At 68.0% G+C, this 24,501-nt stretch carries 21 protein-coding genes and 1 pseudogene; 13 read left to right on the top strand and 9 right to left on the bottom strand.

Going from position 1 to position 24,501, the window contains the following annotated elements:
- Positions 1 to 21: 21 nt before the first annotated feature.
- On the bottom strand, positions 22 to 1,296 hold the full coding sequence (locus E3N94_RS05460; protein ID WP_134342019.1) for a M18 family aminopeptidase: 1,275 nt from the start codon (positions 1,294 to 1,296) through the stop codon (positions 22 to 24).
- A gap of 86 nt (positions 1,297 to 1,382) precedes the next feature.
- Between E3N94_RS05460 and E3N94_RS05455 the strand changes: the two genes are divergently transcribed.
- Positions 1,383 to 4,562 (top strand): beta-phosphoglucomutase family hydrolase, encoded by a 3,180-nt coding sequence (locus tag E3N94_RS05455; protein WP_134569935.1) that lies wholly within the window; start codon positions 1,383 to 1,385, stop codon positions 4,560 to 4,562.
- A 28-nt stretch (positions 4,563 to 4,590) separates the two neighbouring features.
- Here E3N94_RS05455 and E3N94_RS05450 read toward each other — a convergent pair whose 3' ends face one another.
- Positions 4,591 to 4,899, bottom strand: coding sequence for a winged helix-turn-helix domain-containing protein (locus tag E3N94_RS05450; protein ID WP_104099651.1), 309 nt, complete (start codon positions 4,897 to 4,899; stop codon positions 4,591 to 4,593).
- A gap of 106 nt (positions 4,900 to 5,005) precedes the next feature.
- Here E3N94_RS05450 and E3N94_RS05445 point away from each other — a divergent pair, with 106 nt between their 5' ends.
- The 4 genes from E3N94_RS05445 to E3N94_RS05430 are packed head-to-tail and all read left to right on the top strand — an operon-like array spanning position 5,006 to position 10,165.
- Positions 5,006 to 6,532, top strand: a complete 1,527-nt coding sequence (locus tag E3N94_RS05445; RefSeq protein WP_134569934.1) for a proton-conducting transporter membrane subunit — start codon at positions 5,006 to 5,008, stop codon at positions 6,530 to 6,532.
- On the top strand, positions 6,529 to 9,012 hold the full coding sequence (locus E3N94_RS05440) for a DUF2309 domain-containing protein (protein WP_134569933.1): 2,484 nt from the start codon (positions 6,529 to 6,531) through the stop codon (positions 9,010 to 9,012). Before E3N94_RS05445 ends, E3N94_RS05440 begins: the two co-directional genes overlap by 4 nt.
- Entirely contained in the window at positions 9,009 to 9,326 is a 318-nt protein-coding gene (locus tag E3N94_RS05435) for a DUF190 domain-containing protein (protein ID WP_104099654.1), read from the top strand. The genes E3N94_RS05440 and E3N94_RS05435 overlap by 4 nt, the downstream gene beginning before the upstream one ends.
- A 47-nt stretch (positions 9,327 to 9,373) precedes the next feature.
- Entirely contained in the window at positions 9,374 to 10,165 is a 792-nt protein-coding gene (locus E3N94_RS05430) for a DUF6671 family protein (protein ID WP_134401945.1), read from the top strand.
- Positions 10,166 to 10,225: 60 nt separating this feature from the next.
- Here E3N94_RS05430 and E3N94_RS05425 read toward each other — a convergent pair whose 3' ends face one another.
- A complete protein-coding gene (locus E3N94_RS05425) occupies positions 10,226 to 10,948 on the bottom strand; it encodes a hypothetical protein (protein ID WP_104099656.1) in 723 nt (240 codons plus the stop codon).
- Positions 10,949 to 11,029: 81 nt separating this feature from the next.
- Between E3N94_RS05425 and E3N94_RS05420 the strand changes: the two genes are divergently transcribed.
- Positions 11,030 to 11,509, top strand: a complete 480-nt coding sequence (locus tag E3N94_RS05420; RefSeq protein ID WP_134342014.1) for a PPOX class F420-dependent oxidoreductase — start codon at positions 11,030 to 11,032, stop codon at positions 11,507 to 11,509.
- A 135-nt stretch (positions 11,510 to 11,644) separates the two neighbouring features.
- Positions 11,645 to 13,810, top strand: a complete 2,166-nt coding sequence (locus tag E3N94_RS05415; RefSeq protein WP_134569932.1) for a DEAD/DEAH box helicase — start codon at positions 11,645 to 11,647, stop codon at positions 13,808 to 13,810.
- A gap of 32 nt (positions 13,811 to 13,842) precedes the next feature.
- On the opposite strand, the gene E3N94_RS05410 is transcribed toward E3N94_RS05415, so the two are convergent.
- The gene (locus E3N94_RS05410; protein WP_104099659.1) at positions 13,843 to 14,853 is read right to left on the bottom strand and encodes an ADP-ribosylglycohydrolase family protein; all 1,011 of its coding nucleotides are present in this window, start codon (positions 14,851 to 14,853) and stop codon (positions 13,843 to 13,845) included.
- 258 nt (positions 14,854 to 15,111) lie between these two features.
- Between E3N94_RS05410 and E3N94_RS05405 the strand changes: the two genes are divergently transcribed.
- From E3N94_RS05405 to E3N94_RS05395, 3 genes are read left to right on the top strand one after another with little or no spacing between them, the layout of a single operon-like run.
- Entirely contained in the window at positions 15,112 to 15,924 is an 813-nt protein-coding gene (locus tag E3N94_RS05405; RefSeq protein WP_134569931.1) for an amino acid ABC transporter substrate-binding protein, read from the top strand.
- Positions 15,925 to 15,936: 12 nt separating this feature from the next.
- Positions 15,937 to 16,605: an amino acid ABC transporter permease gene (locus E3N94_RS05400; protein ID WP_104099661.1), complete on the top strand. Its 669-nt coding sequence runs from the start codon at positions 15,937 to 15,939 to the stop codon at positions 16,603 to 16,605.
- Positions 16,592 to 17,407 (top strand): amino acid ABC transporter ATP-binding protein, encoded by an 816-nt coding sequence (locus E3N94_RS05395; RefSeq protein WP_104099662.1) that lies wholly within the window; start codon positions 16,592 to 16,594, stop codon positions 17,405 to 17,407. Before E3N94_RS05400 ends, E3N94_RS05395 begins: the two co-directional genes overlap by 14 nt.
- A 60-nt stretch (positions 17,408 to 17,467) precedes the next feature.
- Here E3N94_RS05395 and E3N94_RS05390 read toward each other — a convergent pair whose 3' ends face one another.
- Positions 17,468 to 18,496, bottom strand: coding sequence for a TerC/Alx family metal homeostasis membrane protein (locus tag E3N94_RS05390; RefSeq protein ID WP_104099663.1), 1,029 nt, complete (start codon positions 18,494 to 18,496; stop codon positions 17,468 to 17,470).
- Between the two features lie 168 nt (positions 18,497 to 18,664).
- Here E3N94_RS05390 and E3N94_RS05385 point away from each other — a divergent pair, with 168 nt between their 5' ends.
- Complete coding sequence (locus tag E3N94_RS05385) at positions 18,665 to 19,357, top strand: Pr6Pr family membrane protein (RefSeq protein ID WP_134569930.1); 693 nt, start codon at positions 18,665 to 18,667, stop codon at positions 19,355 to 19,357.
- A gap of 13 nt (positions 19,358 to 19,370) precedes the next feature.
- On the opposite strand, the gene E3N94_RS05380 is transcribed toward E3N94_RS05385, so the two are convergent.
- Both E3N94_RS05380 and E3N94_RS05375 read right to left on the bottom strand, forming a co-directional pair.
- On the bottom strand, positions 19,371 to 19,727 hold the full coding sequence (locus tag E3N94_RS05380; protein ID WP_134569929.1) for a winged helix-turn-helix domain-containing protein: 357 nt from the start codon (positions 19,725 to 19,727) through the stop codon (positions 19,371 to 19,373).
- Positions 19,724 to 20,815: a TerC family protein gene (locus E3N94_RS05375; protein WP_104099665.1), complete on the bottom strand. Its 1,092-nt coding sequence runs from the start codon at positions 20,813 to 20,815 to the stop codon at positions 19,724 to 19,726. The genes E3N94_RS05380 and E3N94_RS05375 overlap by 4 nt, the downstream gene beginning before the upstream one ends.
- Before the next feature lie 361 nt (positions 20,816 to 21,176).
- Between E3N94_RS05375 and E3N94_RS16805 the strand changes: the two are divergent.
- Positions 21,177 to 21,503 (top strand): annotated as a pseudogene (locus E3N94_RS16805) (cupin domain-containing protein); the annotation flags it as partial.
- Between the two features lie 131 nt (positions 21,504 to 21,634).
- On the opposite strand, the gene E3N94_RS05365 reads toward E3N94_RS16805, so the two are convergent.
- Positions 21,635 to 21,997, bottom strand: coding sequence for a DUF2834 domain-containing protein (locus E3N94_RS05365; RefSeq protein WP_104099135.1), 363 nt, complete (start codon positions 21,995 to 21,997; stop codon positions 21,635 to 21,637).
- Between the two features lie 49 nt (positions 21,998 to 22,046).
- Here E3N94_RS05365 and E3N94_RS05360 point away from each other — a divergent pair, with 49 nt between their 5' ends.
- Entirely contained in the window at positions 22,047 to 22,823 is a 777-nt protein-coding gene (locus tag E3N94_RS05360) for an HNH endonuclease family protein (protein ID WP_104099136.1), read from the top strand.
- A 36-nt stretch (positions 22,824 to 22,859) separates the two neighbouring features.
- On the opposite strand, the gene E3N94_RS05355 is transcribed toward E3N94_RS05360, so the two are convergent.
- On the bottom strand, positions 22,860 to 24,501 hold a 1,642-nt coding region (locus tag E3N94_RS05355; RefSeq protein ID WP_277870672.1), incomplete at its 5' end, for an SbcC/MukB-like Walker B domain-containing protein.

The following is a 24,501-nucleotide window of genomic DNA, read 5'->3' as shown; positions in this document are numbered from 1 at the left end:
CCAGCCACGTGCGGCCTGCCGTTAGACCTCCGAGGCGAAGAACGCGCCGATCGCCTTCCGGAGAGCGACCGGGTCGCTCACGTGGCACAATTCGCGGGCGGAATGCATCGAGAGCAGCGGGATACCCACGTCGACCGTGCGGATGCCGAGCCGCGTGGCGGTCAGCGGGCCGATTGTGGAGCCGCACGGCACCGTGTTGTTCGACACGAATTCCTGGTATTCCACGCCGGCCTGCGCGCAGGTTCGGGCCCAGAGGGCCGCACCCGCCGCATCCGTCGCGTAGCGCTGAGTGGCGTTGATTTTCAGCAGCGGGCCGCCCCCGGCGACGACCATGTTCGCCGGGTCGTGCTTCTCCGGGTAGTTCGGGTGCACCGAGTGACCCGCGTCGGCCGACACGCACCACGAGCCGGCGTAGGCGCGCAGGCGATCACTGACGGATGCCCCGAGTCCTGCCCCGATCCGGGTCAGGATATCGCCCAGCAGCGGCCCGCTCGCACCCGTTCGGGTCTCGGAACCGAGTTCCTCGTGATCGAAGGCCGCGAGCACCAGGATCTGACCGGCCGGTGCCGGGGCTCCGATCAGGGCGACCAGGCCGGCGTGCACCGAGGAGAGATTGTCCATGCGCCCCGCGGCGAAGAGTTCGCGGCCGAGGCCGAACCGGGCCGGATTGGCCGTGTCGGCCGTGAGGATGTCGTAGCCGGCGACCTCTTCTCCCGCCAGCCCGGCCAGGCCCGCCAGATGCCCGACCAGGTCGGCCTGACTCGTTTCCCCCACCCCGAACACCGGGGTCAGGTGCCGCTGACGATCGAGAGTGAGGCCGGCGTTGGCGTCCCGGTCCAGGTGGATGGCCAGCTGCGGGATGCGGCAGAACGGGCCCGTGCGCACGAGGTGTTCGGTGCCGTCGATGGTGGTGAGGCGGCCGGCGAGTTCGAGTTCGCGGTCGAGCCAGGAGTTGAGCAGAGGACCGCCGTAGACCTCGATCCCGGCCTGCAGCCAGCCGTGGGCGCCGATGGTCGGCTTCGGCTTCAGCTTGAAACCGGGCGAATCGGTGTGCGCCCCCAGAATGCGAAACGGTGTCGTCGGGCCGGCCCCGTCCGGCTGCACCCAGGCGACGACCGCGCCGTCGCGCACGAGGTAGCGCCGTCCGGGCGCACCGGACCACTCCTCGGTTTCGCTCACCCGGTCGAAGCCGGCGGTGTCCAGGCGGCGGGCAACCTCCGCGGCAGCGTGGTACGACGACGGGGAGGCGGTGATGAACTCGGCGAAATCGTCGATGTAGTCCGGTGTGGATGTCATGGGTCATATCCAACCACCCTGCGTACTATGTCCACATTCAGGGCCGAGCAGTCACGGCCAGGCATTCACGGCCCAGAGGAGCGCCCATGAACCAGCCGAGCCAGCCGCCGCACCCGGCCCGCGCCGCCTTCGACGCCGTGATCTTCGACCTCGACGGCGTGGTCACCGACACGGCCGCCGTGCACGCCCGGGCGTGGAAGGCCCTGTTCGACGAGGCACTGCCGGGGCTGACGAAGTCGCCGGTGCCTTCGTTCGAAATCGAGAGCGACTACCGGCGGTACGTCGACGGGCGGGCGCGGGAGGACGGCATCCGTGCGTTCCTGGCCTCGCGCGGGATCGAACCGACGCATGGCCGGGCGACCATCGACGCTCTCGCCGGCCGCAAGCAGGAGCTGTTCACCCGCGAGCTCGCCGTCGGCGGCGTGCAGGCGTTCCCCGGCACGCTGGAGCTGCTGCGCCGGTTGAAAGATCAGGGGCTGCCGGTGGCCCTCGTGACAGCGAGCCGCAACAGCGCCGCCGTGCTGGCCGCGGCGCGCCTTACGGGCCTATTCGACGTCACGGTCGACGGCACCGACGCCGTGCGGATGCGCCTGGCCGGCAAACCCGACCCGGCCCTGTTCCTCGAGGCGGCCCGGCGACTGCACGTGACGCCGGACCGCACAGTGGTCGTCGAAGACTCCGAGGCCGGGGTGCAGGCCGCGGCGCGCGGCGGATTCGCCCTGGTCATCGGCATGGAGCGTACGGGCGACAGCCGGCTGCGCTCGGCCGGCGCCGATCTCGTGCTCACCGACCTCGCCGACCTGGACCTGGCCGGCCTGGACCCCGCTCTGACCGGGAAGAACCGCGGCTGGGCCGGAGGCGAGACCGGCAGCGACCCGTGGTTGCTGCGCTACATCGGCTATGACCCCGCGACCGAGGGGCTGCGGGAGGCGCTCTGCACACTTGGAAACGGCTACTGGGGCACTCGCGGCGCGGCGGCCGAGTCCACCGACGACGGCGTGCACTACCCCGGAACCTACCTCGCCGGCGTCTACAACCGGGTGCAGACGACCCTCGGCGAGCGCACCGTCGAAGACGAGCACCTGGTCAACGCCCCCAACTGGCTGCCGCTGGGATTCAGGGTGGCCGACGGGGACTGGTTCGACGTCGGCCACACCGAGCTGGTCACCTATCTGCAGGAGCTGGACCTGCGGCGCGGCGTGCTGACCCGGGTCATCCGTTTGCGCGACGAGGCGGGGCGCACCACCCGGGTGACCTCCCGGCGGTTCGTGTCCCAGGCCGCCCCGCATGTGGCCGTGCTCGACACCACGTTCGAGGCGGAGGACTGGACCGGCCCGGTGACCGTGCGCTCGGCCCTCGAGGGCCGGGTCTTCAACCGCAATGTTGCCGCCGACCGGCTTCTCACCAACGCTCACCTGATTCCCCACACCGGCACGCAAATCGACGCCGAGACCGTGCTGCTCGAGATGGAGACTACGCAGTCCGGCATCCACATCGCCCTGGCGGCCCGCACCCGGGTGCGGAGGGACGAGCAGCCGGTCGAGCCCCCGCGGCACCTGCTCACCGACGACGCCGGCTGGGTGGCGCACGAGTTCACCCTGGATCTGGAGCCGGGGCATCCGGTCAGGGTGGAGAAGACGGTCGTCGTCACCACCTCCCGCGACCGGGCCATCGCCTCGCCGGCCCGGGCGGTGGCCATCTGGTTGCGGCGCCTGCCGCACTCGGCGGACCTGTTGGAGGCGCACGAACGGGCCTGGCAGGTGCTCTGGGACGAGTTCGCGGTGGGCATGCGCGCGAGCGATCACCAGTCGCTCGCGCTCAACCTGAACACCTTCCACGTGCTGCAGACGGTGGCGGCCGTCGACGCCGACCTCGACGCGAGCATGCCGGCCCGAGGGCTGCACGGCGAGGGGTACCGCGGGCACGTCTTCTGGGACGAGCTGTTCGTCTACCCGATTCTCACCCTGCGCCGCCCCGACCTGAGCCGCGCCCTGCTCGGCTACCGGTACCGGCGCCTGGGCGAGGCCCGCGCGGCCGCACGGGGCATCGGCCGCGAGGGCGCGATGTTCCCCTGGCAAAGCGGCATCGACGGGCGTGAGGAGACCCCGACGAACCTCTTCAACCCGCTGAACCAGCAGTGGATGCCCGACAATTCCCAGAACCAGCGGCATGTGGGCCTCGCCGTGGCCTACAGCGTCTGGGAGTATTACCAGTCCACCGGCAACACCGAATTCCTGATTCAGCAGGGTGCCGAAATGCTGCTCGAAGTGGCTCGTTTCTTCGCCAGCCTGGCCCGCTACGACGAGGTGGACGACCGCTACGACATTGACGGGGTGATGGGGCCGGACGAGTTCCACGACGGTTACCCCGGGGCGTCGGGCCACGGCCTCCGCAACAACGCGTACACGAACGTGATGACCGCGTGGGTACTGCACCGCGCGGTCGACACCGTGGCTCTGTTGCAGAACCGGTACTGCGGGCCCCTCTGGAACCGGCTGCGACTGCGGCCGGACGAGGTCGACCAGTGGGCCCGGATCAGCCTGCGGCTGCGGGTGCCGTTCCACGCCGACGGCGTGATCAGCCAGTTCGAGGGCTACGAGGGCCTGCCCGAGTTCGACTGGGACGCCTACCGGGCCCGGTATCCCTCGATCGCCCGCCTCGACTTGATCCTCAACGCCGAGGGCGACAGCACGAACAACTACCGGCTCTCCAAGCAGGCCGATGTGCTCATGCTGCTCTACCTGCTCTCCGCCGAGGAGCTGCGCGAACTGCTTGAGACCATGGGCTACGAACTGCCGCCGGAGGCGATTGTGCGAACGGTCGAGTTCTACTCGGCACGCTCCACGCACGGCTCCACGCTAAGCAACGTGGTGCACTCCTGGCTGGACGCCCGGCGCGACCGGGAACGGTCGTGGGACTATCTGACCCGGGCCCTCGACAGCGACCTTGGCGACATCCTCGGCGGCTCCACCCACGAGGGCATCCACCTCGGCGCGATGGCCGGATCGATCGACATGGTCGTGCGCTGCTACACCGGGCTGGAGATCCGGGAGAACATGCTCTGGCTGCATCCCGTGCTGCCGAAGGAGCTCGCGGAGGTCACCTTCGCCATCAACTACCGGGAACAGCCGATCCGGCTGAAGCTGACTCCCGGCAACGTGCGCCTGCAGCTGCGGGCAGGCGGCGCCGCTCCGATCCGGGTACGGGTCGAGGGCAAAGAGGCCGTGCTTGCGCCCGGCGAGACCCGCGATTTCCCGCTCGGTTAGCGTCGGTTGTCCCGGACTCCTGAAACCACTATCCCTGTGGGCCAAGGCCGCTCGGGGCAGCCTCGGGGTTGGCGAAGGCGGCCAGCAATTCCCCGATGCGGTGACCACGATCCAGAGGGTGGCGAAGCGGCATTCCCGTGTTGAGGCGATAGATGTTGCGCCGTCCCTCCCGTTCGCGCTCGAGATAACCGGCGTCTTCGAGTTCGGTGACGATGCGTTGAGCCGCCCTCTCCGTGATGCCCACCTGGGCCGCGACGTCGCGCAATCGCACATTCGGGTTCTCCGCCACGCACAACAGCACGTGCGCGTGATTGGTTAAAAACGTCCACTGCGCCATTCTCCTATTCTCACCCAACTGACCATTGTTTCCTCACACGTGAATCCCGACACTCGATGCGTGCTATGTTTTTCGTGTTTTATGAATCGTGAGAGAAGGAGCAGCTTTGAACGAGAATGCGACGGTGGCAATGGTCCTGGCGGGGCCGTGGGTTGCCGTGCTCGCCTCAGCGATCGCCGGGCGTCTCGGCCGGAGCGGTGATCTGGTCGCTCGCATTGCCGCGGCGGTGGTCGGTCTGGGGTTCGTCTTTACGGCAGCCGTCGCCATTGCCGTGTCGACCCTGTGGACGGGTTCAATCCAGGTGGGCTTCGGGGAGACAAGCCTGCAACTCGATGCCCTGGCACTGATCATGTCGATGCTCGTTCTGGGGCTGTCCTCCCTCATTCAGGGGTTCGCCGTGCGCTACCTGCGCGGGGATCCTCGTCAGGTCTGGTTCGTGGTGACCGCGAACCTGCTCACCGGGTTCACCGTGCTGATGGTGTGTGCAGGGTCCGTGGCCCTGTTCGCGTGCGCCTGGGTCGGCGCCGGCGCCGCACTTGTGCTGCTTCTGGCCACCTACTGGCCGCTGGCACAGGCGCGGGAGGGTGTGTGGCGCACCGCGGTTCGCTTTGGTGCCGCCGACACCGCGTTCCTCCTCGCGGTGGCAGTGCTGCTCGTCGGTGCCGGCGGGGACGTGTCCTTCGATCAGCTCGGCGCCGGTGCGTCCGGCCTGAGCGCGCCGGCCCAGCTCACCCTCGCGGTAATGTTGGTCCTCGCCGCCCTGGCCCGATCCAGCCAGATCCCATTCCAGGGCTGGTTGCCGTTCACTCTCGGCGCCCCGACACCGGTCTCTGCGCTGTTGCATGCCGGGGTGGTCAACGCGGGCGCCATCCTGCTTCTGCGATTCACGCCGGCGATCGCCCCTCACCGGTCCGTGATGATCGTCGTCTGCGTGGTGGGCGCGGCCACCCTGGTGTTCGCGTCGGCGGTGCGCCTGGCACGCCCGGACGTGAAGGGCCGACTGGTATTCTCCACGATGGCGCAGATGGGGTTCATGATCATGGCCTGCGGGTTGGGCCTGTTCGCGGCTGCAATCTTCCACCTGGTTGCCCACTCCCTGTACAAATCGACACTCTTCCTCGGCGCGGGAACCGGAGTGCGACAGCACGCCACCGACCGCGACCTTCCCACCCGCACAGCCCCGTCGCGCCTGGTGGCGGGCCTCGCGGTGGCCATCTCCGTGACCGTAACGGTTGCCGTACTCGTGGCAGCCAAACTGGTGCTCTCCCCCGCCGTGTCGCCCTCCAGCATCGGCCTGTTGGCGTTCGTCGCCCTGACCGCCGGCGTCACCCTGGCCGTGGCACTGGCAACCCACTTCTCGATCCGCACGATGGTGGTCGGCACCACGGTGACGGCGGCCGTCGGAATCGGCTACGTAGCCTTCCTGCACCTGTTCACGGGAGCACTGCAACCCGGGGTGCCGGTCCATGGGGCCCCTGGCTGGCTGCTCGTTCTACCCGCGGTCGGCCTGATCGCCGTCGAGCTGCTGGCTCGAAGCAGCACCGGTGCGGTCTGGCTGCGCGATCGTGTCTACACGTCCGCACTTGCCGCCTCCCTGCCCCGTAACCCCATCAGAACTGGAGCACCCCTGTGAGTCTGATCCTACGCGCGCAGGTCGCTGCCGCCGCCCACGACATCGTTCCGGCCTGGCCGTTGGACTCCTTCATCGCCGTGAACCCGCTGGCCGGCCGCGAATCTTACCCATTCGAGACCGAAACAACCGCGGAGGCGGCAACCACCCGCCCCGGGAGCGCCTACCTGGCTGACTATCAGCGCGGTCGAATCACCCGTGATGACATCGACGCAGCACTCCTCGAACGTATCCCCCAGCTGGCCGACCGGCGCTTGCGGATCGGCACCGCAGCCGTGTCCGCGGTCCGGGTTGCCGAACTCGATATGCGCCTGGTCGCAGCCGCACCTGAGCCCGAACCGGTTGCGGTGGCGGAGCTGACGTGGCTCGATGAATACCTGGCCGTCTGGGTTGCCGGCTATCTGTGCCCGGACCCGGCGTGGCCCATGCCGCACCATGCCGACGGGTTCTACCGGGCCTGGCGAACCCTGGCCTGCCTCGATCCGTCCCTCCCCCGCACGGTTCGGCGCACCCTCACCACACTTTCGCCCGAACCGGACGCGGCGCTGGCGCACGCCCTGCAACGCCTCGGCATCACGGCGGCCGACGTCCCACGTGCCCTTCGGACCGCACTCGGGCACCTGCCCGGGTGGGTCGGGCACATCAAATGGCGGGCCGAGAAGGTCGGCGACATCGACCTGACCTCGTACCTGGCCGTCCGATTCACGGTCCAGGTTGCGCTCGGAATTACCCCAGCAGCCGACCAGACAACACAGACGGCACAGCGCGACCACACCACGCTGACCTCGGCACCGTTCTGGTTGCGGGCCGAACGGGTTGCGCAGGCGCTCACCGCCGCACGGCCGAGCCGCGAGGACGTCGCCGCGGTCGCTCGGGTTCTGTCCACCCATCCGATAACCGACCAGCGGTACACCTGGCAGAAAGCCTACGAACTGAACTACCGCACCGCCCTGATCGGGGCACTCCGCTCCACCGTCGAGACCCGGGACGGCCGCAACGTGCAGTTGGTGATGTGCATCGACCCCCGGTCCGAGGGGTTGCGCCGCCACCTCGAAGAAAGCTCCTCCGTCGAGACGTTCGGTTTCGCCGGCTTCTTCGGCGTCCCCATCCGGTTCGCCCGCTACCAGGCGCGCGGAGCAATCGACTCGCTCCCGGCACTGCTGAGCGCGCGCCACCACATCACCGAGATCCCCGTCGACCACGAACAAGCACACAGAGTCGTTGCCGCTGGAAAATTCCGAGACGCCCTGCGGCATGCCGTGCATACGGCGGACTCGACAGCGGCGACACCGTTCGCGTTCGCGGAAACGGCAGGATGGTTCTACGGCGGCATCAGCATCCTGCGCACCCTCACCCCGCGCATCCACGCACGGATCGTGCGCGCCCTCTCCCTCTCGCCCCGGGACCTGCGCAGTGACGTGACGATCGCGGACGCGTTCACGCTGGACGAGCGTGCCACGCTGGCCGAAACGGCCTTGCGGATGATGGGCCTGTCCCAGTTCGCCCCGCTGGTCGTTTTGGCAGGTCACGGCTCCGAATCGGAGAACAACCTCTACCAGTCCGCACTGGACTGCGGCGCGTGCGGCGGTAATCCGGGGCACGCCAACGCCCGCGCCGCCGCCGCCATCTTCAACGCCCCCGAGGTGCGACTGCTGCTCGCCGACCGCGGGCTGCCGATTCCCTTCGACACGTTCTTCGTGGCCGCCGAACACAACACCGTCAGCGACATGGTCACCGTGCTCGACCGCCACCTGATCCCCGACAGCCACACGAGTTCGGCAGACCGCTTCGAGCAGCTTCAGCGCACCGCGGCGGACAAATTGGTGACCGAACGCGCCCGGCACCTACCGGGAGCATCACCCCGGCATTCCCCCGCACGACTGCGCGGACGTGCCCACGACTGGGCTGAGGTGTATCCAGAGCTCGGGTTGGCGGGAAACGCCACCATGATCATCGGACCCCGCGATATAACCAGGAACGTTGATTTGGGCCGGCGGGTGTTCCTGCACTCTTACCGCACCGAACTGGATCCCACCGGGGCCGCCCTGGAGACGATCATGACCGCCCCCCTTGTCGTGGCGCAGTGGATCAACCACCAGTACTACTTCACAGCCCTGAACCCCGACACTCTCGGCGCAGGAACGAAAACCATCCACAACGCCATCGGCACACTCGGCGTGATCTCGGGCCACAGCGGCGACCTCCGCCGCGGCCTGCCGTGGCAATCCGTGGGTCTGGGCACGGAGCTGTTCCATGAGCCGATGCGCCTCACCGTCGTTGTCGAAGCACCGCTGGCCCGCATCGGAGAGATCATCTCGCGCAACCAAGTCCTGCGAGATCTTTTCGACAATGACTGGATCACCCTCACCGCACGAGATCACCCCGCTGCCCTCTGGCACCGCTATACCGCCTACGGCTTCACAGCGACCGCAACCGCTACTCCCGCCGCCACTGCCACCCCGATGGAAGGACCACACACATGAACAATCTCACCAAGATGACCCGACTGGAGATCGTCGTGCCTGCGCGCGACGCCCCCGCCATCCGCGAGCTGGTTTCCTCCGCCGGCGCCACCGGGTACACCTCCGTCTCCGGTGTCTCCGGCATCGGACACCACGGACAACACTCTGGATCCCTGCTCTTCAACGAGTACGACACCCTCACCATGCTTATCACCGTGCTGCCCCCCGACAAAGCCGACGAACTCATCAACGCCGTGCGCGAGCTGCTGAACACCTCCAGCGGCGTCATGTTCGTCGCCGAGACCTACGTCTCAAGGCCCGACTACTTCCAATGACTTCCTCCCACGCCTACTATGCTGGGCGCCTGATCACCTTCGCCACCATGCACGGCAAGGAGCACCTCGCCCAACAGGCATTCCACGACATTCTCGGCGCGACAGTCAGCGCTGCGGGGGGCCTGAACACTGACCAGTTCGGGACCTTCGCCGGCGATATCCCACGCACCCTCAGCCCCCGCTCGGCAGCCCGCGCCAAAGCGCGACTGGGTATGCAGATCGCCGGCACCACTCTTGGACTTGCCTCCGAAGGCAGCTTCAGCTCCGGATTCGGTCCTCTCGTTGAAAACATGGAGATTCTCCTGTTCATCGACAAAACCCTGGGGTTGGAACTCGTCGAGGGCGCCGTGAATATCTCCGCGCTGCCTGGAGGCAGACGCGTCGACAACGCCGACAGCGCTCTCGCGTTCGCGTCAGCCGCGGGATTCCCCGAACAGGGAGTGATCGTGCAGAGCACAAACGATAATCGCCTGACTGTCTACAAGAACTTCACGCAACTCAGCGACCTCGAGGAAACCGTCGACATGCTTCTGACGGACCAGTCCACCGTCACGATTCTGCCGGACTACCGAGCGCACAAATCGCCAGCGCGGGCAGAGACGATTCGCAGGCTGAGTTATCAGATGGCTCGTCGCCTCGCTACACCCTGCTCCCTGTGTCAAGCACCTGGGTTCGGTCAGGTAGACATCGAACGCGGCGTTCCCTGTTCCGACTGTAGATCAGCGACCGCATTGATCGCCGCGGACCTCCACGGCTGCGGACGCTGTACCCACAGGACCCGGATACCGCGTGGCCAGGCCACCGCCGACCCGCAATGGTGCGACTATTGCAACCCGTAGCGAGGTCAGGCGTTATTCGTGCTCCCCGTCGGCCTCATGCATGGTGGTCCGCGGCGCGCCTCAGACCTCGGACTGCAGGGCCGCCCGGGCGAACGCGGCCCCACCGGGCGTGACGATCCAGCGCGTGTAACTGCTGGTGCCGGCATCGAACACACCGAGTCGGCGCAGCAAGCGCCACTTCGGCAGCACCAGGTTGAAGGCCGCGTCACTGGAGAGCGGGGCACCGTCGGCCCGCACCCAACCGATGGTCTCCAAACTGAGGGCCAGCAGCTGTTTGAACAGCTCGGCCTCGTCAAAACCCCGCCGCGCGATGAGTAGGAGCAGCAGCCTGGTGGCGTCGGACTCGGCCGGGTCGCGGCTCTGGTGCGCGGTTCTGGCCAGATGCCACCACAGATCGCGCGGCGCCTCGACGAGCGCCCGGCCGCGACTGGTCTGCAGCAGCATCCCCTTGCTCACTCGGAGCAGGCCCACGCTGCGCAGGTGTGCGCGCAACTCCAGCAGAGGCAGGAAGTGGCTCTCCCGGCTGGCCGTGACGGGCCAGCCCCAGTCGAGCTGGGTCGAGGCTTCCACGACCACCGCGGGCGGGAGGTAGCCGGCCTGGGTCAGACGGATACCGTGCTCACCGACGCGGCGCAGCATCCACTGCACGGGCGCCACCATGCGCTCCATCGCCCGCACCGGCAGCAGAATGGAGTCGGTCACCCGTGCCTCCGCGAGCACCAGGCGGAACCCGGCGACGGAGTCGGGGTGCATGCGTGTTTCGAGTTCCTGGACGACCTTCACGGTGCGAGCATAGCGAGGTGTGGCCGCGGAGCCTGATGCGACCGATCGTGTCGGGCATCCGCTCTGCCGTAGCCTTGGATCATGGCCAGAGACATTGCAACCACCACCACAGTCGACCTCGCCGAGATGCTCGCTTTCGTGCGCCCGAGGCACCGGATGCTGCTGGCCACCACCCGCACCGACGGCCGCCCGCAGATCTCGCCCGTGACCGGCGGGGTCGACCCCTCCGGCCGAATCGTGATCTCCTCCTATCCTGCCCGGGCGAAAACCCGCAACGCGGAGCGAAATGTGCTTGCCTCCGTACTGGTGCTCTCGGAAGACTGGGACGGCGGCTGGATCCAGGTCGACGGCGACGCCGAGGTGCTGCACATGCCCGAGGCCGGCGACGGGCTGGTCGAGTACTTCCGCTGCATCTCCGGCGAGCACTCCGACTGGGCCGAGTACCGGGCGGCGATGGCGCTTCAGGACAAGTCCCTGATCCGCATCACCCCCAGCCGGTGGAGCCCGATCGGCACGGGCGGCTTCCCGGCCGACGTCGCCGCCCGGCTCGACGCACTGTAGCCGCGCTCGCAGGATCGGCGTCGCGGCGCACCCTGGGGAAGCAGGCGCACGTTCGTCCGTGCGCCCGCTTCCATAACCTGCGCCGCGAGGCCTGGCGCCCGGCGCGCTGTCACCAGCATCTGCGAAGCTGGACGGATGACCGACACCCGCGCCGCCGCCCTCGAGATTCTGCGCAACCTGGTCGGGCGTGACGACGCCGACTTCCACGAGGGACAGTTCGAGGCGATCGAGACCCTCGTCGACCAGCGCCGACGGGCCCTGGTCGTGCAACGCACCGGGTGGGGCAAGTCGGCCGTCTACTTCGTCGCCACGCTGCTGCTGCGCCGCCAGGGAGCCGGCCCCACCATCCTGGTGTCGCCGCTGCTCGCCCTGATGCGCGACCAGGTGGCCGCGGCAGCCCGGGCCGGGGTGCGCGCCGTGTCGATCAACTCCTCCAACCCGCACGAGTGGGCAGAGGTGCAGCAGCAGCTGATCGACGACGAGGTCGATGTGCTGCTGGTGTCGCCGGAGCGACTCAACAACCCGAAGTTCCGCGACGAGCAGCTCCCCGCGCTCCTCGCCCGGGTGGGCCTGCTCGTCGTCGACGAGGCCCACTGCATCTCCGACTGGGGCCACGATTTCCGGCCCGACTATCGGCGCCTGCGCGACCTGATCGCCCAGATGCCCGCCGGGGTGCCGGTGCTGGCGACCACGGCCACGGCGAACAGCCGCGTGGTGACGGATGTCGCGGCACAGCTGGTCTCGACCGGCGCGACGGTCGCGAACGGCGCAACCGGCGTGGCAAGCGCTGAGGTGGTCACCATCCGCGGCCCGCTCGCCCGGGCATCCCTGCGCCTCGGCGTACTGCGCCTGCCCGACTCGCGCACCCGGCTGGCCTGGCTGCTCAGCCACATCGACGAGCTGCCCGGTAGCGGCATCATCTACACCCTCACCGTCTCGGCGGCGGAAGACACCGCACGTCTGCTGCGGGAGGCCGGGCACCCGGTGCGCGCCTATACCGGGCAGACCGACACCGCGGAGCGGGAAGAGTCCGAGGGCATGCTCAAGCGCAACAAGGTCAAGGCCCTCATCGCCACCAGCGCCCTGGGCATGGGGTTCGACAAGCCCGACCTCGGCTTCGTGTTGCACCTGGGTGCCCCCTCCTCCCCCGTGGCCTACTACCAGCAGGTCGGCCGCGCCGGCCGCGCCACCGAGAACGCCGACGTGCTGCTGCTGCCCGGAGTCGAAGACGAAGACATCTGGCAGTACTTCGCCACCTCCTCGATGCCCAGCCAGCACAAGGCGGAAGCCGTGATCGGGGCGCTCACGGAGCACGGATTGGCCCCGCTGTCCACACCGGCGCTCGAGGCCCGCGTCGACCTCAAGCGCAGCCCGCTCGAGCTGCTGCTGAAGGTGCTCGACGTCGACGGCGCCGTGCGCCGCGTCACCGGCGGCTGGGTGTCCACCGGCCGGCCCTGGTTCTACGACCGGGAACGCTACGAACGCATCGCCGCCGCCCGGGTGAGCGAGCAGCAGGCGATGCTCGACTACGAGCGCACCACCGGCTGTCGGATGGAATTCTTGCAGCGCGCGCTCGACGACGACACCGCGGTGGCCTGCGGCCGCTGCGACAACTGCACCACGGCCTGGTTCCCCGGCGACGTGCGGCCCGAGATGACCTCGGCCGCCGCCCGAGCCCTCGACCGGGTCGGCGTGGCTCTCGAGCCGCGCGCGCAGTGGCCCACCGGGGTGGCGAGCCTGGGCGTGAACGTGCGCGGCAACATCCCGACCGGCGAACGGATGCTGCCCGGCCGCGCCCTCGCCCGCCTCACCGATCTGGGCTGGGGCGGCCCGCTACGCGACCTGTTCGCCACCCAGTCCTCCGACGCGCCGTCCACGGATGCCCCGGCGAGCCCAGCCCTGATCCAGGCCTGCATCCGCGTGCTGGTGGAGTGGGGCTGGGACGAACGGCCGGCCGCGGTGGTGAGCGTGCCCTCGCGGCGGCATCCGTTGCTGGTCGGATCGGTGGCTCGGGCGTTCGCCGAGGCCGGCCGCCTGCCCTGGCTCGGCTCGCTCGACCTCGTGAACGGCGGCCCCACCGGCACGGCGGGCGGCAACAGCGCCTACCGGCTCTCCAACGTCTGGGACCGTTTCGCGGTGGGACCGAAGCTGGCCGCGGCCCTCGACACGGTGCAGGGCCGACCGATCCTGCTCGTCGATGACCTCGCCGACAGCCGCTGGACGCTCACGGTTGCGGGCCGCCTACTGCGTCGCCAGGGGGTGGCGGCCGTGCTGCCGTTCGCGTTGGCGTTGAAGTCCTGAGCTGCCGGAGAACTGAAGCTTTCGCCCTGACGTCAACGCAGCGCGCGCAGCTTGACCGTGCGCTGCAAGCCGACCTCGTCGGCCCGGACTCCCCCGACCGTTCCGCAGTGGGCTGACTGCATGGACAGGCGCACCAGGTCAACGCCGCGCAGCCCCGGCCAGCCCTGCACCAGGTGGCGCCAGGTTGTTGGCACAGCTTCCAGCCCCCAGCGGGCGGCGGTCAGCGCGCCAGCGACACCTGCTACGGCGTCGGTGTCGCCGCCGCCGCGCGCCGCGACTTCGATGGCGCGACGCACCTGGCCGGCATCCGTTCCCCGGGCGTACGTGATCGCCGACCAGGCAGCCTGCAGGGTCTGCACGACCCAGCCGTTACCCGGGAAATCCGCGGGCCGTTCACGCTCGGCATCGTCGAACCGGGTCGACCAGTCCGCGCGGCGCTCGCTCGTCAGGGCGGACAGGCCCACCCGAATGTCGAGTTCGCCCTCGAGCACGGCGTGCCGCAAAGCGAGCCCGAACAGCACGCAGGCATCGCCTGCCTCGGTTTCACGGTGCGTCAGCTCGCTGACCAGGCGCGCGGCCTCGGCCAGGGCGACCGGATCGCCGAGGAACGCCAGCGCCACCGGCGCGGTTCTCAGGAGCGATCCGTTGCCGGCGCTGCGCCCGTTGCGATCATGCTGCTCCCTCGCCCCGCGACGCACGGAGTCGGCGTTCGGCTCGCTGCCCGAGAGCACCGCCCCCAACTGCACGCCCGCGTACGGTGCCGATTTCGCCCAGGCCACCCAGTGGGCCACGACGATGTCGAGGACCGAGTCGTCTCTGAGATCCCCGCCCTCCGCCGCGGCGATCGCGAGCGGCACCGCCATGGCCGTGTAGTCGGTCCACTCGCCGGGTACCCAGTGGAAGCCGCCGCCGCCGCGCATGCTGACCGGGGTGGTTTCCGGTAGCGGCCCGGCAAACTCGTAGCCGGCCCCGAGCGCGTCCCCGCAGGCCATGCCCAGCAGCACCGCTGCTGATCGGTCGTGTTGGTCGGCAGTCAGCTTCATTGCAGGCTCCTTCGGGTCGGGCCGATTCGGGTCGGGTAAGGACCGGAGTACCTGCACATCCGAGAACGAACGTCGGGTGCACGGGATGAGCGCAGCCTATTCCGGCCCAAAATCCCCGGCAAGGCCATTGACCGGGGCCTAACCGGTGTGTGACGCGGCGCGTCACGGGAATACTTACCGGGGCGCACTCCTTGTTAGTCTTCAGACATCGCTTTTCGGCGATGAATACGCACCTGCAACCTCGGTTAGGCCAGAAAAATGAAGCTCAAGATCCTGTCGGCGGTATTACTCACAGCGCTCACCGTGTCGCTGGCCGGCTGCTCCGCGAGCACCGACACCGACGACGCAACCACCACCGGCGCCGACACCTCGCTGTCCTCCGTCAGAGACGCGGGCGTGCTCACCATCGGCACCGAGGGCACGTACCGCCCGTTCACCTTCCACGAGGGTGGCTCCGGCGCACTGGCCGGCTACGACGTCGAGATCATCGAGGCCGTCGCAGCCGAGCTCGGAGTCACGGCCAAGTTCGAGGAAACCCAGTGGGACGGCATCTTCGCCGGCCTCGAGGCCGGCCGCTTCGACGTCATCGCCAACCAGGTCACGGCCACCCCGGAACGCGTCGCCAAGTACAACTTCTCGACCCCCTACACGTTCTCGACCGGCGTGATCGTGGTCAAGAGCGACAACACCTCGATCACCTCCTTCGAGACCCTGGCCGGCAAGACCACCGCCCAGTCGCTCACCAGCAACTGGAACACCCTCGCCACCGAGAGCGGCGCACGTGTGCAGGCCGTCGAGGGCTGGGCCCAGTCGGTCGCCCTGGTCGAACAGGGCCGCGTCGACGCGACCGTGAACGACAACCTTACCTTCCTCGACTACCAGAAGCAGACCGGCGCCACCGGGCTCAAGGTCGCCGCGAACACCGACGAGAAGTCCGCAACCTCGTTCGCTTTCGTCAAGGGAAGCACGGAGCTGACGGACGCCGTCGACGCGGCCCTCGAGAAGCTCGCCGCCGCCGGCACCCTGACGTCGATCTCGGAGAAGTACTTCGGGTCCGACGTTTCCCAGTAACCCCGTCCAGCCATGAACCAATCCGCCTGGGACCTGTTCTGGACCTCGCTCGGTCCCATCGTGCAGGGGGCGATTCTCGGCACCATCCCGCTGGCGCTCGCCTCGTTCACGATCGGTCTGGCGCTCGCGCTCGGGCTGGCGTTGATGCGCCTCTCCCGGCGCCGGTGGGTGTCCGGCATCGCCCGGGTCTACATCTCGATCGTGCGCGGTACCCCACTGTTGGTCCAGTTGTTCGTGATCTTCTACGGCCTGCCGTCGCTGGGCATCCTGATCGATCCGTGGCCGAGCGCTGTGATGGCGTTCTCGCTCAACGTCGGCGGCTACGCCGCCGAAGTGATTCGGGCTGCCATCCTCTCGGTGCCCAAGGGACAATGGGAGGCGGCCTACATGATCGGCATGTCGCACCGTCGCGCGCTGACCCGGATCATCCTGCCGCAGGCCGCCCGTGTCTCGGTTCCGCCCCTGTCGAACACCTTCATCAGCCTGGTCAAGGACACCTCCCTCGCCTCGCTGATCCTGGTCACGGAGCTGTTCCGCGAAGCACAGCAGGTGGCCGCCTTCAGCCAGGAATTCATGCTGCTCTACCTCGAAGCCGCCCTGGTCTACTGGGTGATCTGCCTGGGCCTGTCCTCGGTGCAGAGCGTTCTCGAGAAGCGATTGGACCGCTATGTCCCCCACTGATCCGATTGATCCGACCGAACCGACGGCCCCGGATGCCGCGGCGACCTCCGACGCCCTGCTCCGCGTGCGCGGGCTCCAGAAGAGTTTCGGCGCCAACCAGGTGTTGCAATCCATCGACCTGACGGTGGGTCGCGGCCACGTGCTCGCCCTGATCGGACCCTCCGGTTCCGGCAAGACCACCATCCTGCGCTGCCTGAACGGCCTGGAACTGGCCAACGGCGGAACGATCGACGTGGCCGACGAACTGTCGGTCGACTTCGCAGCCATACCGGGGAAGAGTCAGCGTGCGGCTCTGCGCGACCGGTCGGCCATGGTCTTCCAGCACTACAACCTGTTCCCGCACAAGACCGTACTGGAGAACGTGCTGGAGGGGCCCGTGGTGGTGCAGCGCCGCCCGAAGGCGGAGGTCGAAGCGGAGGCGCTCGCGTTGCTCGACCGCGTGGGCCTCAGCGCCAAGAAGGACAGCTACCCGTTCGAGCTCTCCGGCGGCCAGCAGCAGCGTGTGGGCATCGTGCGCGCGCTCGCCCTGCGCCCGCAGCTGCTGCTCTTCGACGAGCCCACGTCATCCCTCGACCCGGAACTCGTGGGCGATGTTCTGCGCCTGATCAAGGAACTGGCGGTGGAGGGCTGGAGCATGGTGATCGTGACCCACGAACTCGAATTCGCGCGCGAGGTAGCCACCGAGGTGGCCTTCGTCGACGGTGGCCGGATCGTCGAGCATGGCGACCCGAATCAGCTGCTGCGCCACCCGAAGGAGGAACGCACCCGGCAGTTCCTGCACCGGCTGCTGTTCCCCTTCTAGGTGCACATCCAGGCGTGGGGCCGACCTCGCCGGGCAGCGGCTCAGCCCCTCACCTGCCCATCAACTCTTGTGCCCGGAGTCGGGCTGATCCGCTGGTTCAGTCTCGGAATGATCCGCTGCCCGGAGTGAGCCGGCATGAGCTCGCACCGTGGGATCCTGGCGTGTCTTGATCAGGCTGGCGACCGTGGTCACGGTCAAGACCACACCGATGACGATCAGGCTGAGATTCGTGCTGATCTCCGGCACTCGGCCATCAAGGCCGTGTGCCCAATGCAGAACGAGTTTCACACCGATGAAGGCCAGGATGAGGGACAGGCCGGTCGACAGGTAGACCAGCCGGTCGAGGAGCCCCTTGACGAGGAAGAAGAGCGCCCGGAGCCCGAGCAGCGCGAAGGCGTTGGCGGTGAAGACGATGTACGCCTCATCGGTGATTCCGAAGATCGCCGGGATCGAATCGAGTGCGAACAGGAGATCGGTGCTGCCGATCGCTATCAGCACGATAAACAGCGGTGTCACCGCGCGGCGGCCGGCGCTCCGCGTGAACATACGACCGTCGACATAGTCGTCGGTAACGGTCAGGCCCCGACGGGCCACCCGGACCAGTACGTTGTCTTGCACGTCAGGGTCGACGTTACGGTGCCGGAAGAGCTGTACGGCTGTGAAGATCAGCACCAGACCGAAGATCAGGAACATGAATGAGAACAGCGAAAGCAGGGCGGAACCCAGTGCAATGAAGATCGCCCGCAGAATGAGTGCCAGCAGGATCCCGAAGATGAGAACTTTCTGCTGGTATTTTTCCGGGACCGCGAAGGTCGACATGATGATCACGAAGACGAAGAGGTTGTCGATGGACAGGCTCTTCTCAACGATGTACCCGGCGAAGTATTCCGCGCCGAACCCCCAGCCCACCTGCGCCGCGAAAACGAGACCGAACAGGATCGCGACCGCGATGTACAGCACCGACGAGAGTGCGGCCTCCCGAAACTTGACGACGTGCGGCCGGGCGATGGCCAAACCCAGATCCAACGCGAGCAGACCCAGAATGACGGCGATGGTGAGCGTCCAGCGGAGCGCAGTTACTTCCAGCAACTGTGACCTTCCTGTCGTGTCCTCAGCGAGAATTTCAGCGTGAGCCTACTCATAAGAGGAACTAAATAAGCATGAACGTCAACAGTATCCTGCCTCTGCTGCTGACCCCCTTCCGGGCAAGCGGCCTGCCTTGCTAAATCCCCAGCTCGTCCGCACTATTCTTTTCCAGTGACTTCAACAGCGATCTCTCCGGTGGGCTCCGACTCAGCATCGCCCTCCACCTTCCGGCAGCTTTCCGGTCTGCTGCGGATCGGCATGGGACTGCTACTCCTCGCGAGCATCACTACGCAGATCACCGACCAGCTCTGGAACGACGCCTTCGTGGCGACCGAGTATTTCGGCTACTTCACCATCCAGTCGAGCCTGATGAACGTGGTCGTGCTGCTCGTGGGAGGTTCCCTCGCCCTTCGCCGAAGCACGGATTCCCAACTCCTCACCGTGGTGCGAATGTCGGTACTCACCTACGCGGTCGTCACCGGGGTCGTCTACAACGCGCTGCTGCGCAACGTCGTCTCCGATGGCTTCATCGGTGTCGGCTGGCCCAACGAGGTGTTGCACGTCTGGGCGCCGATCTTCATCGCGCTGGACTGGATCCTCTCGCCGGGGCGCCCGGCCCTGGCCTGGAAGCGCCTCGGTGTGGCCCTGATCTACCCGCTGGTTTGGGTGGCTTACGCCGTGGTGCGGGGCACCCTGACCGGCTTCTACACCTATCCCTTCCTCGAACCGGCCCAGCCGGGCGGCTACGTGACCGTGATCTTCTACGTGCTCGGCATCGCGACCTTCATCACCGGTCTCGCCGCGGCCGCAATCGCCGCGAGCCGCCTCCGGCCACAGGTTTTGACGACCGAACCCGTGGCCTGATCCGCTGTCGCGGTCAGACCGATCGCGGCGGCGGCGCGAATGTGCTGAACGCGGCGATCATCTCGTCGACGCTGTGCGCCGCGGTCGACGGATGCCGGAGCGGCCGGTTCCGCTCGATGCTGTAGTGATTGCGCCGCCCCACCCGTTCGCGGCGGATGTAGCCGGCCTTGACCAGGTCCGCCATGATGCTCAGCGCCGCCCGGGTTGACACCCCTACCGTGTCGGCGAGCTCCTGCACCCGCGCATCGGGGTTCCCCGCGATAGCCAGGAGCAGGTGCGCGTGGTGGGTGAGGAACGTCCACGGCTTGCCGGGGGCATCCGTCGGTCCAGGCGGCGGAACGGGCGGCGGTTCGGGCAGCATCTCGGTCATCGGAGGGTCTCGTTCACCTTCTTCTGCTCAGCCTTCTGTTCGGCCTTCTGCTCGGCATTCTGTGCCTTCTGCTCGGGCGTGCGGGCCGATCGGCGCCAGACCGGCTCCATCTGGGCGAGTTCCTCAGGGGTGGCCTCGCGGAACGAGCCGACGGGAGCGGCCTCGAACTCGCGCCGCCCCTGGCCCCGCGTGGCCCGGAGGCTGAGCATGACCGACACCGCGATGATCAGCGCGATCACAGATAGGGAAACGGTCGTCGGGATGTAGAAGACGTCGAGCAGCAGCATCTTGACGCCCACCCAGATCAGCACCAGCGAAAGACCAATCTTCAGGTAGACGAATCGGTGCATGAGGTCGGCGAGCAGGAAGTACATCGCCCGGAGGCCGAGGATTGCAAAGGCGTTGGCGGTGAAGACGATGAACGGTTCACTGGTGACCGCGAAGATGGCCGGGATGGAGTCCACGGCGAACACGACATCCGTCACCTCGACGAGCACGAGAACCGCCAGCAGCGGTGTGGCGAGCAGAATGCCGTTCTTGCGCACGAGTAAGCGCTGGCCGTGGAACGTCTCGGTCATCGGGATGAAGCGGCGGAAGAGGCGCAGCACTTGGGATTTCTCGGGGTGCGCGTGCTCGTTGCGGGTGCGGATCATGCGGTAGCCCGTGAAGATCAGGAACGCAGCGAACACGTAGAGAATCCAGGAGAAGTTCTCGATCAACACGGCGCCCGCGGCGATGAAGATGCCGCGCAGCACGAGCGCACCGAGAACGCCGAGGAACAGCACCCGGTGCTGGTACTGGCGCGGCACCGCGAAAGCGGCGAAGATGATCGCCCAGACGAAGACGTTGTCGACCGCGAGGGACTTCTCGATCAGGTAGCCCGCGTAATACTGCTGCCCGAACTCGGCCCCGGCCGTCACCCAGATCACGACGCCGAAGGAGATGCCGATGAGCACCCAGATCACGGACCAGATCGCGGCTTCGCGCACTCCGATCACATGGGCCTTGCGATGGGCGAACAGGTCGACGGCGAGCATGACGGCGATGATGCCGAACACCGCCAGCCAGGCGTAGAGGGGAACGTCCATGGGGAATGCCTTCCAGTCACTTTTTCGACTGGAGGTCTGGTCCAACCCGGATCGGGTCCCTGTGGCCGGGCTCCGATGACGGAACCGTAATGACGACCACACGCTGGGGATTACTCCCCTCCGAAAATAAGTGAAGCATACTTCACCCTTTGGCGCAAACAGCGGGGTTGACTGCGGCGGTTGAGCACTTCCGCCGCCGCGACTACCGCGCACTGGAACAACGGAGGATCCCATGACGGGTTTTGTCGACAAGATCGAGGACGCGGCCATCCGCAACTCGAATTTCCGCCAGGTGCTGTACACCGCCCGGGGCTGCAGCTGGTCGTGATGGCGCTGGAGCCGGGCGAGGACATCGGGGAAAGAGGTGCACCCGGATCGAGACCAGTACTTTCGGGTGGAGAAGGGCAAGGGCGAGATCTGGATCGACGGCACCAAGACGAAGATGAGGAAGAACTCGGCCATGGTCGTGCCCGCCGGCGCGCGGCACAATGTGCTCAACACGGGCGGCAAGGTGCTGCGGATCACGGAGCCGAAGCCGAAGTTGAAATCACGCCAGGCGAAGCTGGCCGCCACGCAGGCTACGGCAAAGCCGACGTCGAAGACGGCCGCCAAGCCCGCCGCGAAGACACCACGCAAGCCGGCGGCAAAGCGCCCCTCGACGAGGGCGCGGTCCGCCGACACCAACTAGCTGAGTGCGGCCTAACGAATTCGACGGAGATTTTGAGCATTTCGGGCTGAAACGGATGTTTGGGGCCGGTTTTGAGCAAAATCTCCGTCGAATTGGTTCGAGACCGCCTGGCTGGTCCGCCTGGCTGGCGCCTAGCGGGTCCGGGCTCCGGCAGACGCCGGCCGCACCCGCTGCGCCTGCAGCGTGCGTTCCCGCATTGCGAGGAAAAGCGGGAAGGTGAAGGCGAAGGCTGTCAGACCCGAGAGCACCACGTAGAGCCAACCCCGCTTCATCCCGATCCGCCTGGCCTCGACGATGATCAGGATGCTGCCGGCCACCGCCACCACCAGCAGGTCGACGGTCAGTGACGACACCGCCGGACCGCTGTTCACCCAGTCACCGACGAAGTCGCGTAGCTGCACGATCGCCAGCAGGTTGAAGGTCCAGGTGCCCACGAGGCCGCCGAGGCTGAGCGCCAGGTAGACGGCGGCGAGCGGGGTCCAGTTTTTGGTCATACGTCATTATTGCCGCCCGGTAGGGTCGAAAGCCGACCCTGGGAGCACCATGCCACACGCATCTCGCAAGCCTGCGTCAACCCGCAGCCGGCGTTCCAGGCGACGGCCCGTCACCGCCCTGATGGTGGTCCTGCCGCTCCTGGCTTTGGTCTGGGCGATCGTGGTCGGCGTGCCCGGCGTCACACCGGGCGAGACATCCGTTCCCTTCCCGGTCGGATCCACGGCCGCGGCCCCGGTGACCGGCGACGCGGCCGACCTGCTCGCCACCCTGCCGGTCAAGGGCAAGGCCGCGAAGACCGGCTACGACCGCACCGGCGAGTTCGGCTCCGCCTGGCGCGACGTGGACGACAACGGCTGCGACACCCGCAACGATATCCTGGCCCGCGACCTGGCCGCGATCGTGACCGACGCGTCCTGCCGGGTCTTGAGCGGCCAGCTGCTGGCGCCGTACACGGGCGAATCGGTGTCGTTCGAGCGCGGCGAGACCACCTCGATGCTCGTGCAGATCGACCATCTGGTCGCTTTGTCGAACGCCTGGCAAACCGGCGCCGCACAACTGACCCGGGAAGAGCGGATCGCCCTGGCCAACGACCCGCTGAACCTGCTGGCCTCCGACGGTGTCTCCAACTCGCAGAAGGGCGACGGGGACGCCGCCACCTGGCTACCCGCGGAGAAGTCGTTCCGCTGCGAATATGTGGCCCGCCAGATCTCCGTGAAGGCCACCTACGGCCTATGGGTGGCCCCGGCCGAGCACGACGCCATGGTGCGCGTGCTCGCGACCTGCCCCGGCCAGCCTGCCTACTCGGCCACGCCCGGTCTGGACTAGTCCCGCGCCGGCACAGCACGAACCGGCACAGCCCGGCTACACCGACACGAGGACCTCGTCGATCTCGCTGAAGCCCTGGTCGGTGACGGTGATGACCAGCTTGGCCGGGATCTGCTCCTTCATGGAGTCGACATGGCTGATCAGACCGATGGTGCGGCCGCCGGAGCGGAGACCGTCCAGGGTGCTCATCGCGGTTTCCAGGGTGGCGCCGTCGAGGGACCCGAAGCCCTCGTCGACGAACAGGGTGTCGAGGGCGATGCCGCCGGCCTGGTTCGACACGATTTCCGCCAGCCCGAGGGCGAGGGCCAATGACGCCAGGAACGTCTCGCCGCCGGAGAGCGACTGGGTGGGGCGGGCCCGCCCGGTGTGCGCGTCCCGGATCATCAGCCCGAGCCCGGACTGGCCACCACGGAACTGCACCGAGTCGTCGTGTTCGAGGGTGTAGCGGCCCCCGGTCATGGTGCGTAGCCGGTTGTTGGCCGCTGCAATGATCTGCTCGAGCTGCGCGGCGAGAACGTAGGTCTCCAGGCGCATCCGTTTCGTGTTGGGTTCGTCGCCGTGCACGGCCGCCGCCAACTCCCTAACCTGCGTCTGCGTGGACAGAAGCTCCGCGCCGGCGTCGAAGTGCACGCGGGCATCCGTGACCAGGCCGGTCATGACGGCCACCCGCTCCCCCAGGGAGCCGCGTTCGGCCAGCGCCGCATCCCGTTCCGCCGCCGCCGTCACCAGGGTTTCCCGGGCCGGACCGACGTCGGTCAGGCCGGCGGGAAGACCCGTGAGTGCCGGTTCAGCCAGCACCGAGCGCGCCGCCGCGCGCGAATCGTCGTGGCCGCGGATCAGCTCTTCCAGCTGCCGCACGTCGGCGTCGTTCTGGTGGGCGGCGGCCACGTCCTGCTCGTCGACGAAACCTTCGCGGTCCAGCTGAGCCTGAACGGATGCGCCGGCGGCGTTCCGCAGGCTCCGGCGCTCACGGCTGTGGTCGAGGGCCTCGCCGAGGGCCCGCGCGGAGGCCAGCTCTGCCCGCAGCCGATCGACCCGGTGGCCCACCGAGGCGAAGTCGCCGCGCTGGGCGGACACTCGGTCGTCGATGGCCTGTCGGGCGCTGCGGCGCTCGGCAAGCTGCACGGCCGCCACATCGCGGGCGGAGCAGAGGCCTGCCAGGGCACGGCCGGCCTCGTCGAGTTCGGCCCGCAGCCGGCTCTTGTCGAGGCCGAGCGCTGCCGCCCGCACGCCCGCGTTCACGGCCGCGGCGAGGGCCACCTCGGACGCGGCCATTTCGGCGACGATTTCGTCGATGGTGCGCTCCCCGGCCCGGGCCCGGGCCTCGGCCAGATCGGTGGCCACGGTGCCTGCGGCGACGTGCGTCTGATCGAGTCGGGTCTGCGCCTGCTTCAGGCATGCCCGTGCCGCCACGATGTCGGCTTCGGTGACCGGTTCTTCATCGCCGGTGGCGGGAGCCGGATGCGCGGTCGAGCCGCACACCTCGCACGGCTCCCCCGGCACGAGGTGCGAGGCCAACTCGACGGCGTGGCCGGCCAGCCGCCGGTCCACAAGGGTCTGGTAGCGCACCGCCGCCGCCGCGTTCTCGCCGGCGGCGACCGCGTCGGCCCGGTGCGCCACCTCCAGCTCCGCGTCGAGACGCCGCACCTGGCCGGCCGCGCCCTCGGCCGCCCGCAGC

Source organism: Cryobacterium sp. Sr3 (genome assembly GCF_004402835.1).
GTDB lineage: Bacteria > Actinomycetota > Actinomycetes > Actinomycetales > Microbacteriaceae > Cryobacterium > Cryobacterium sandaracinum.
This window is presented reverse-complemented; position numbering and strand designations above follow the sequence as displayed.

Bases quoted from the DNA above. Each gene is read 5' to 3' on its own strand.
- E3N94_RS05460 (WP_134342019.1), bottom strand. From the start codon at position 1,296: ATGACATCCACACCGGACTACATCGACGATTTCGCCGAGTTCATCACC.
- E3N94_RS05455 (WP_134569935.1), top strand. From the start codon at position 1,383: ATGAACCAGCCGAGCCAGCCGCCGCACCCGGCCCGCGCCGCCTTCGAC.
- E3N94_RS05450 (WP_104099651.1), bottom strand. From the start codon at position 4,899: ATGGCGCAGTGGACGTTTTTAACCAATCACGCGCACGTGCTGTTGTGC.
- E3N94_RS05435 (WP_104099654.1), top strand. From the start codon at position 9,009: ATGAACAATCTCACCAAGATGACCCGACTGGAGATCGTCGTGCCTGCG.
- E3N94_RS05430 (WP_134401945.1), top strand. From the start codon at position 9,374: ATGCACGGCAAGGAGCACCTCGCCCAACAGGCATTCCACGACATTCTC.
- E3N94_RS05420 (WP_134342014.1), top strand. From the start codon at position 11,030: ATGGCCAGAGACATTGCAACCACCACCACAGTCGACCTCGCCGAGATG.
- E3N94_RS05415 (WP_134569932.1), top strand. From the start codon at position 11,645: ATGACCGACACCCGCGCCGCCGCCCTCGAGATTCTGCGCAACCTGGTC.
- E3N94_RS05410 (WP_104099659.1), bottom strand. From the start codon at position 14,853: ATGAAGCTGACTGCCGACCAACACGACCGATCAGCAGCGGTGCTGCTG.
- E3N94_RS05405 (WP_134569931.1), top strand. From the start codon at position 15,112: ATGAAGCTCAAGATCCTGTCGGCGGTATTACTCACAGCGCTCACCGTG.
- E3N94_RS05400 (WP_104099661.1), top strand. From the start codon at position 15,937: ATGAACCAATCCGCCTGGGACCTGTTCTGGACCTCGCTCGGTCCCATC.
- E3N94_RS05395 (WP_104099662.1), top strand. From the start codon at position 16,592: ATGTCCCCCACTGATCCGATTGATCCGACCGAACCGACGGCCCCGGAT.
- E3N94_RS05380 (WP_134569929.1), bottom strand. From the start codon at position 19,727: ATGACCGAGATGCTGCCCGAACCGCCGCCCGTTCCGCCGCCTGGACCG.
- E3N94_RS05375 (WP_104099665.1), bottom strand. From the start codon at position 20,815: ATGGACGTTCCCCTCTACGCCTGGCTGGCGGTGTTCGGCATCATCGCC.
- E3N94_RS05365 (WP_104099135.1), bottom strand. From the start codon at position 21,997: ATGACCAAAAACTGGACCCCGCTCGCCGCCGTCTACCTGGCGCTCAGC.
- E3N94_RS05360 (WP_104099136.1), top strand. From the start codon at position 22,047: ATGCCACACGCATCTCGCAAGCCTGCGTCAACCCGCAGCCGGCGTTCC.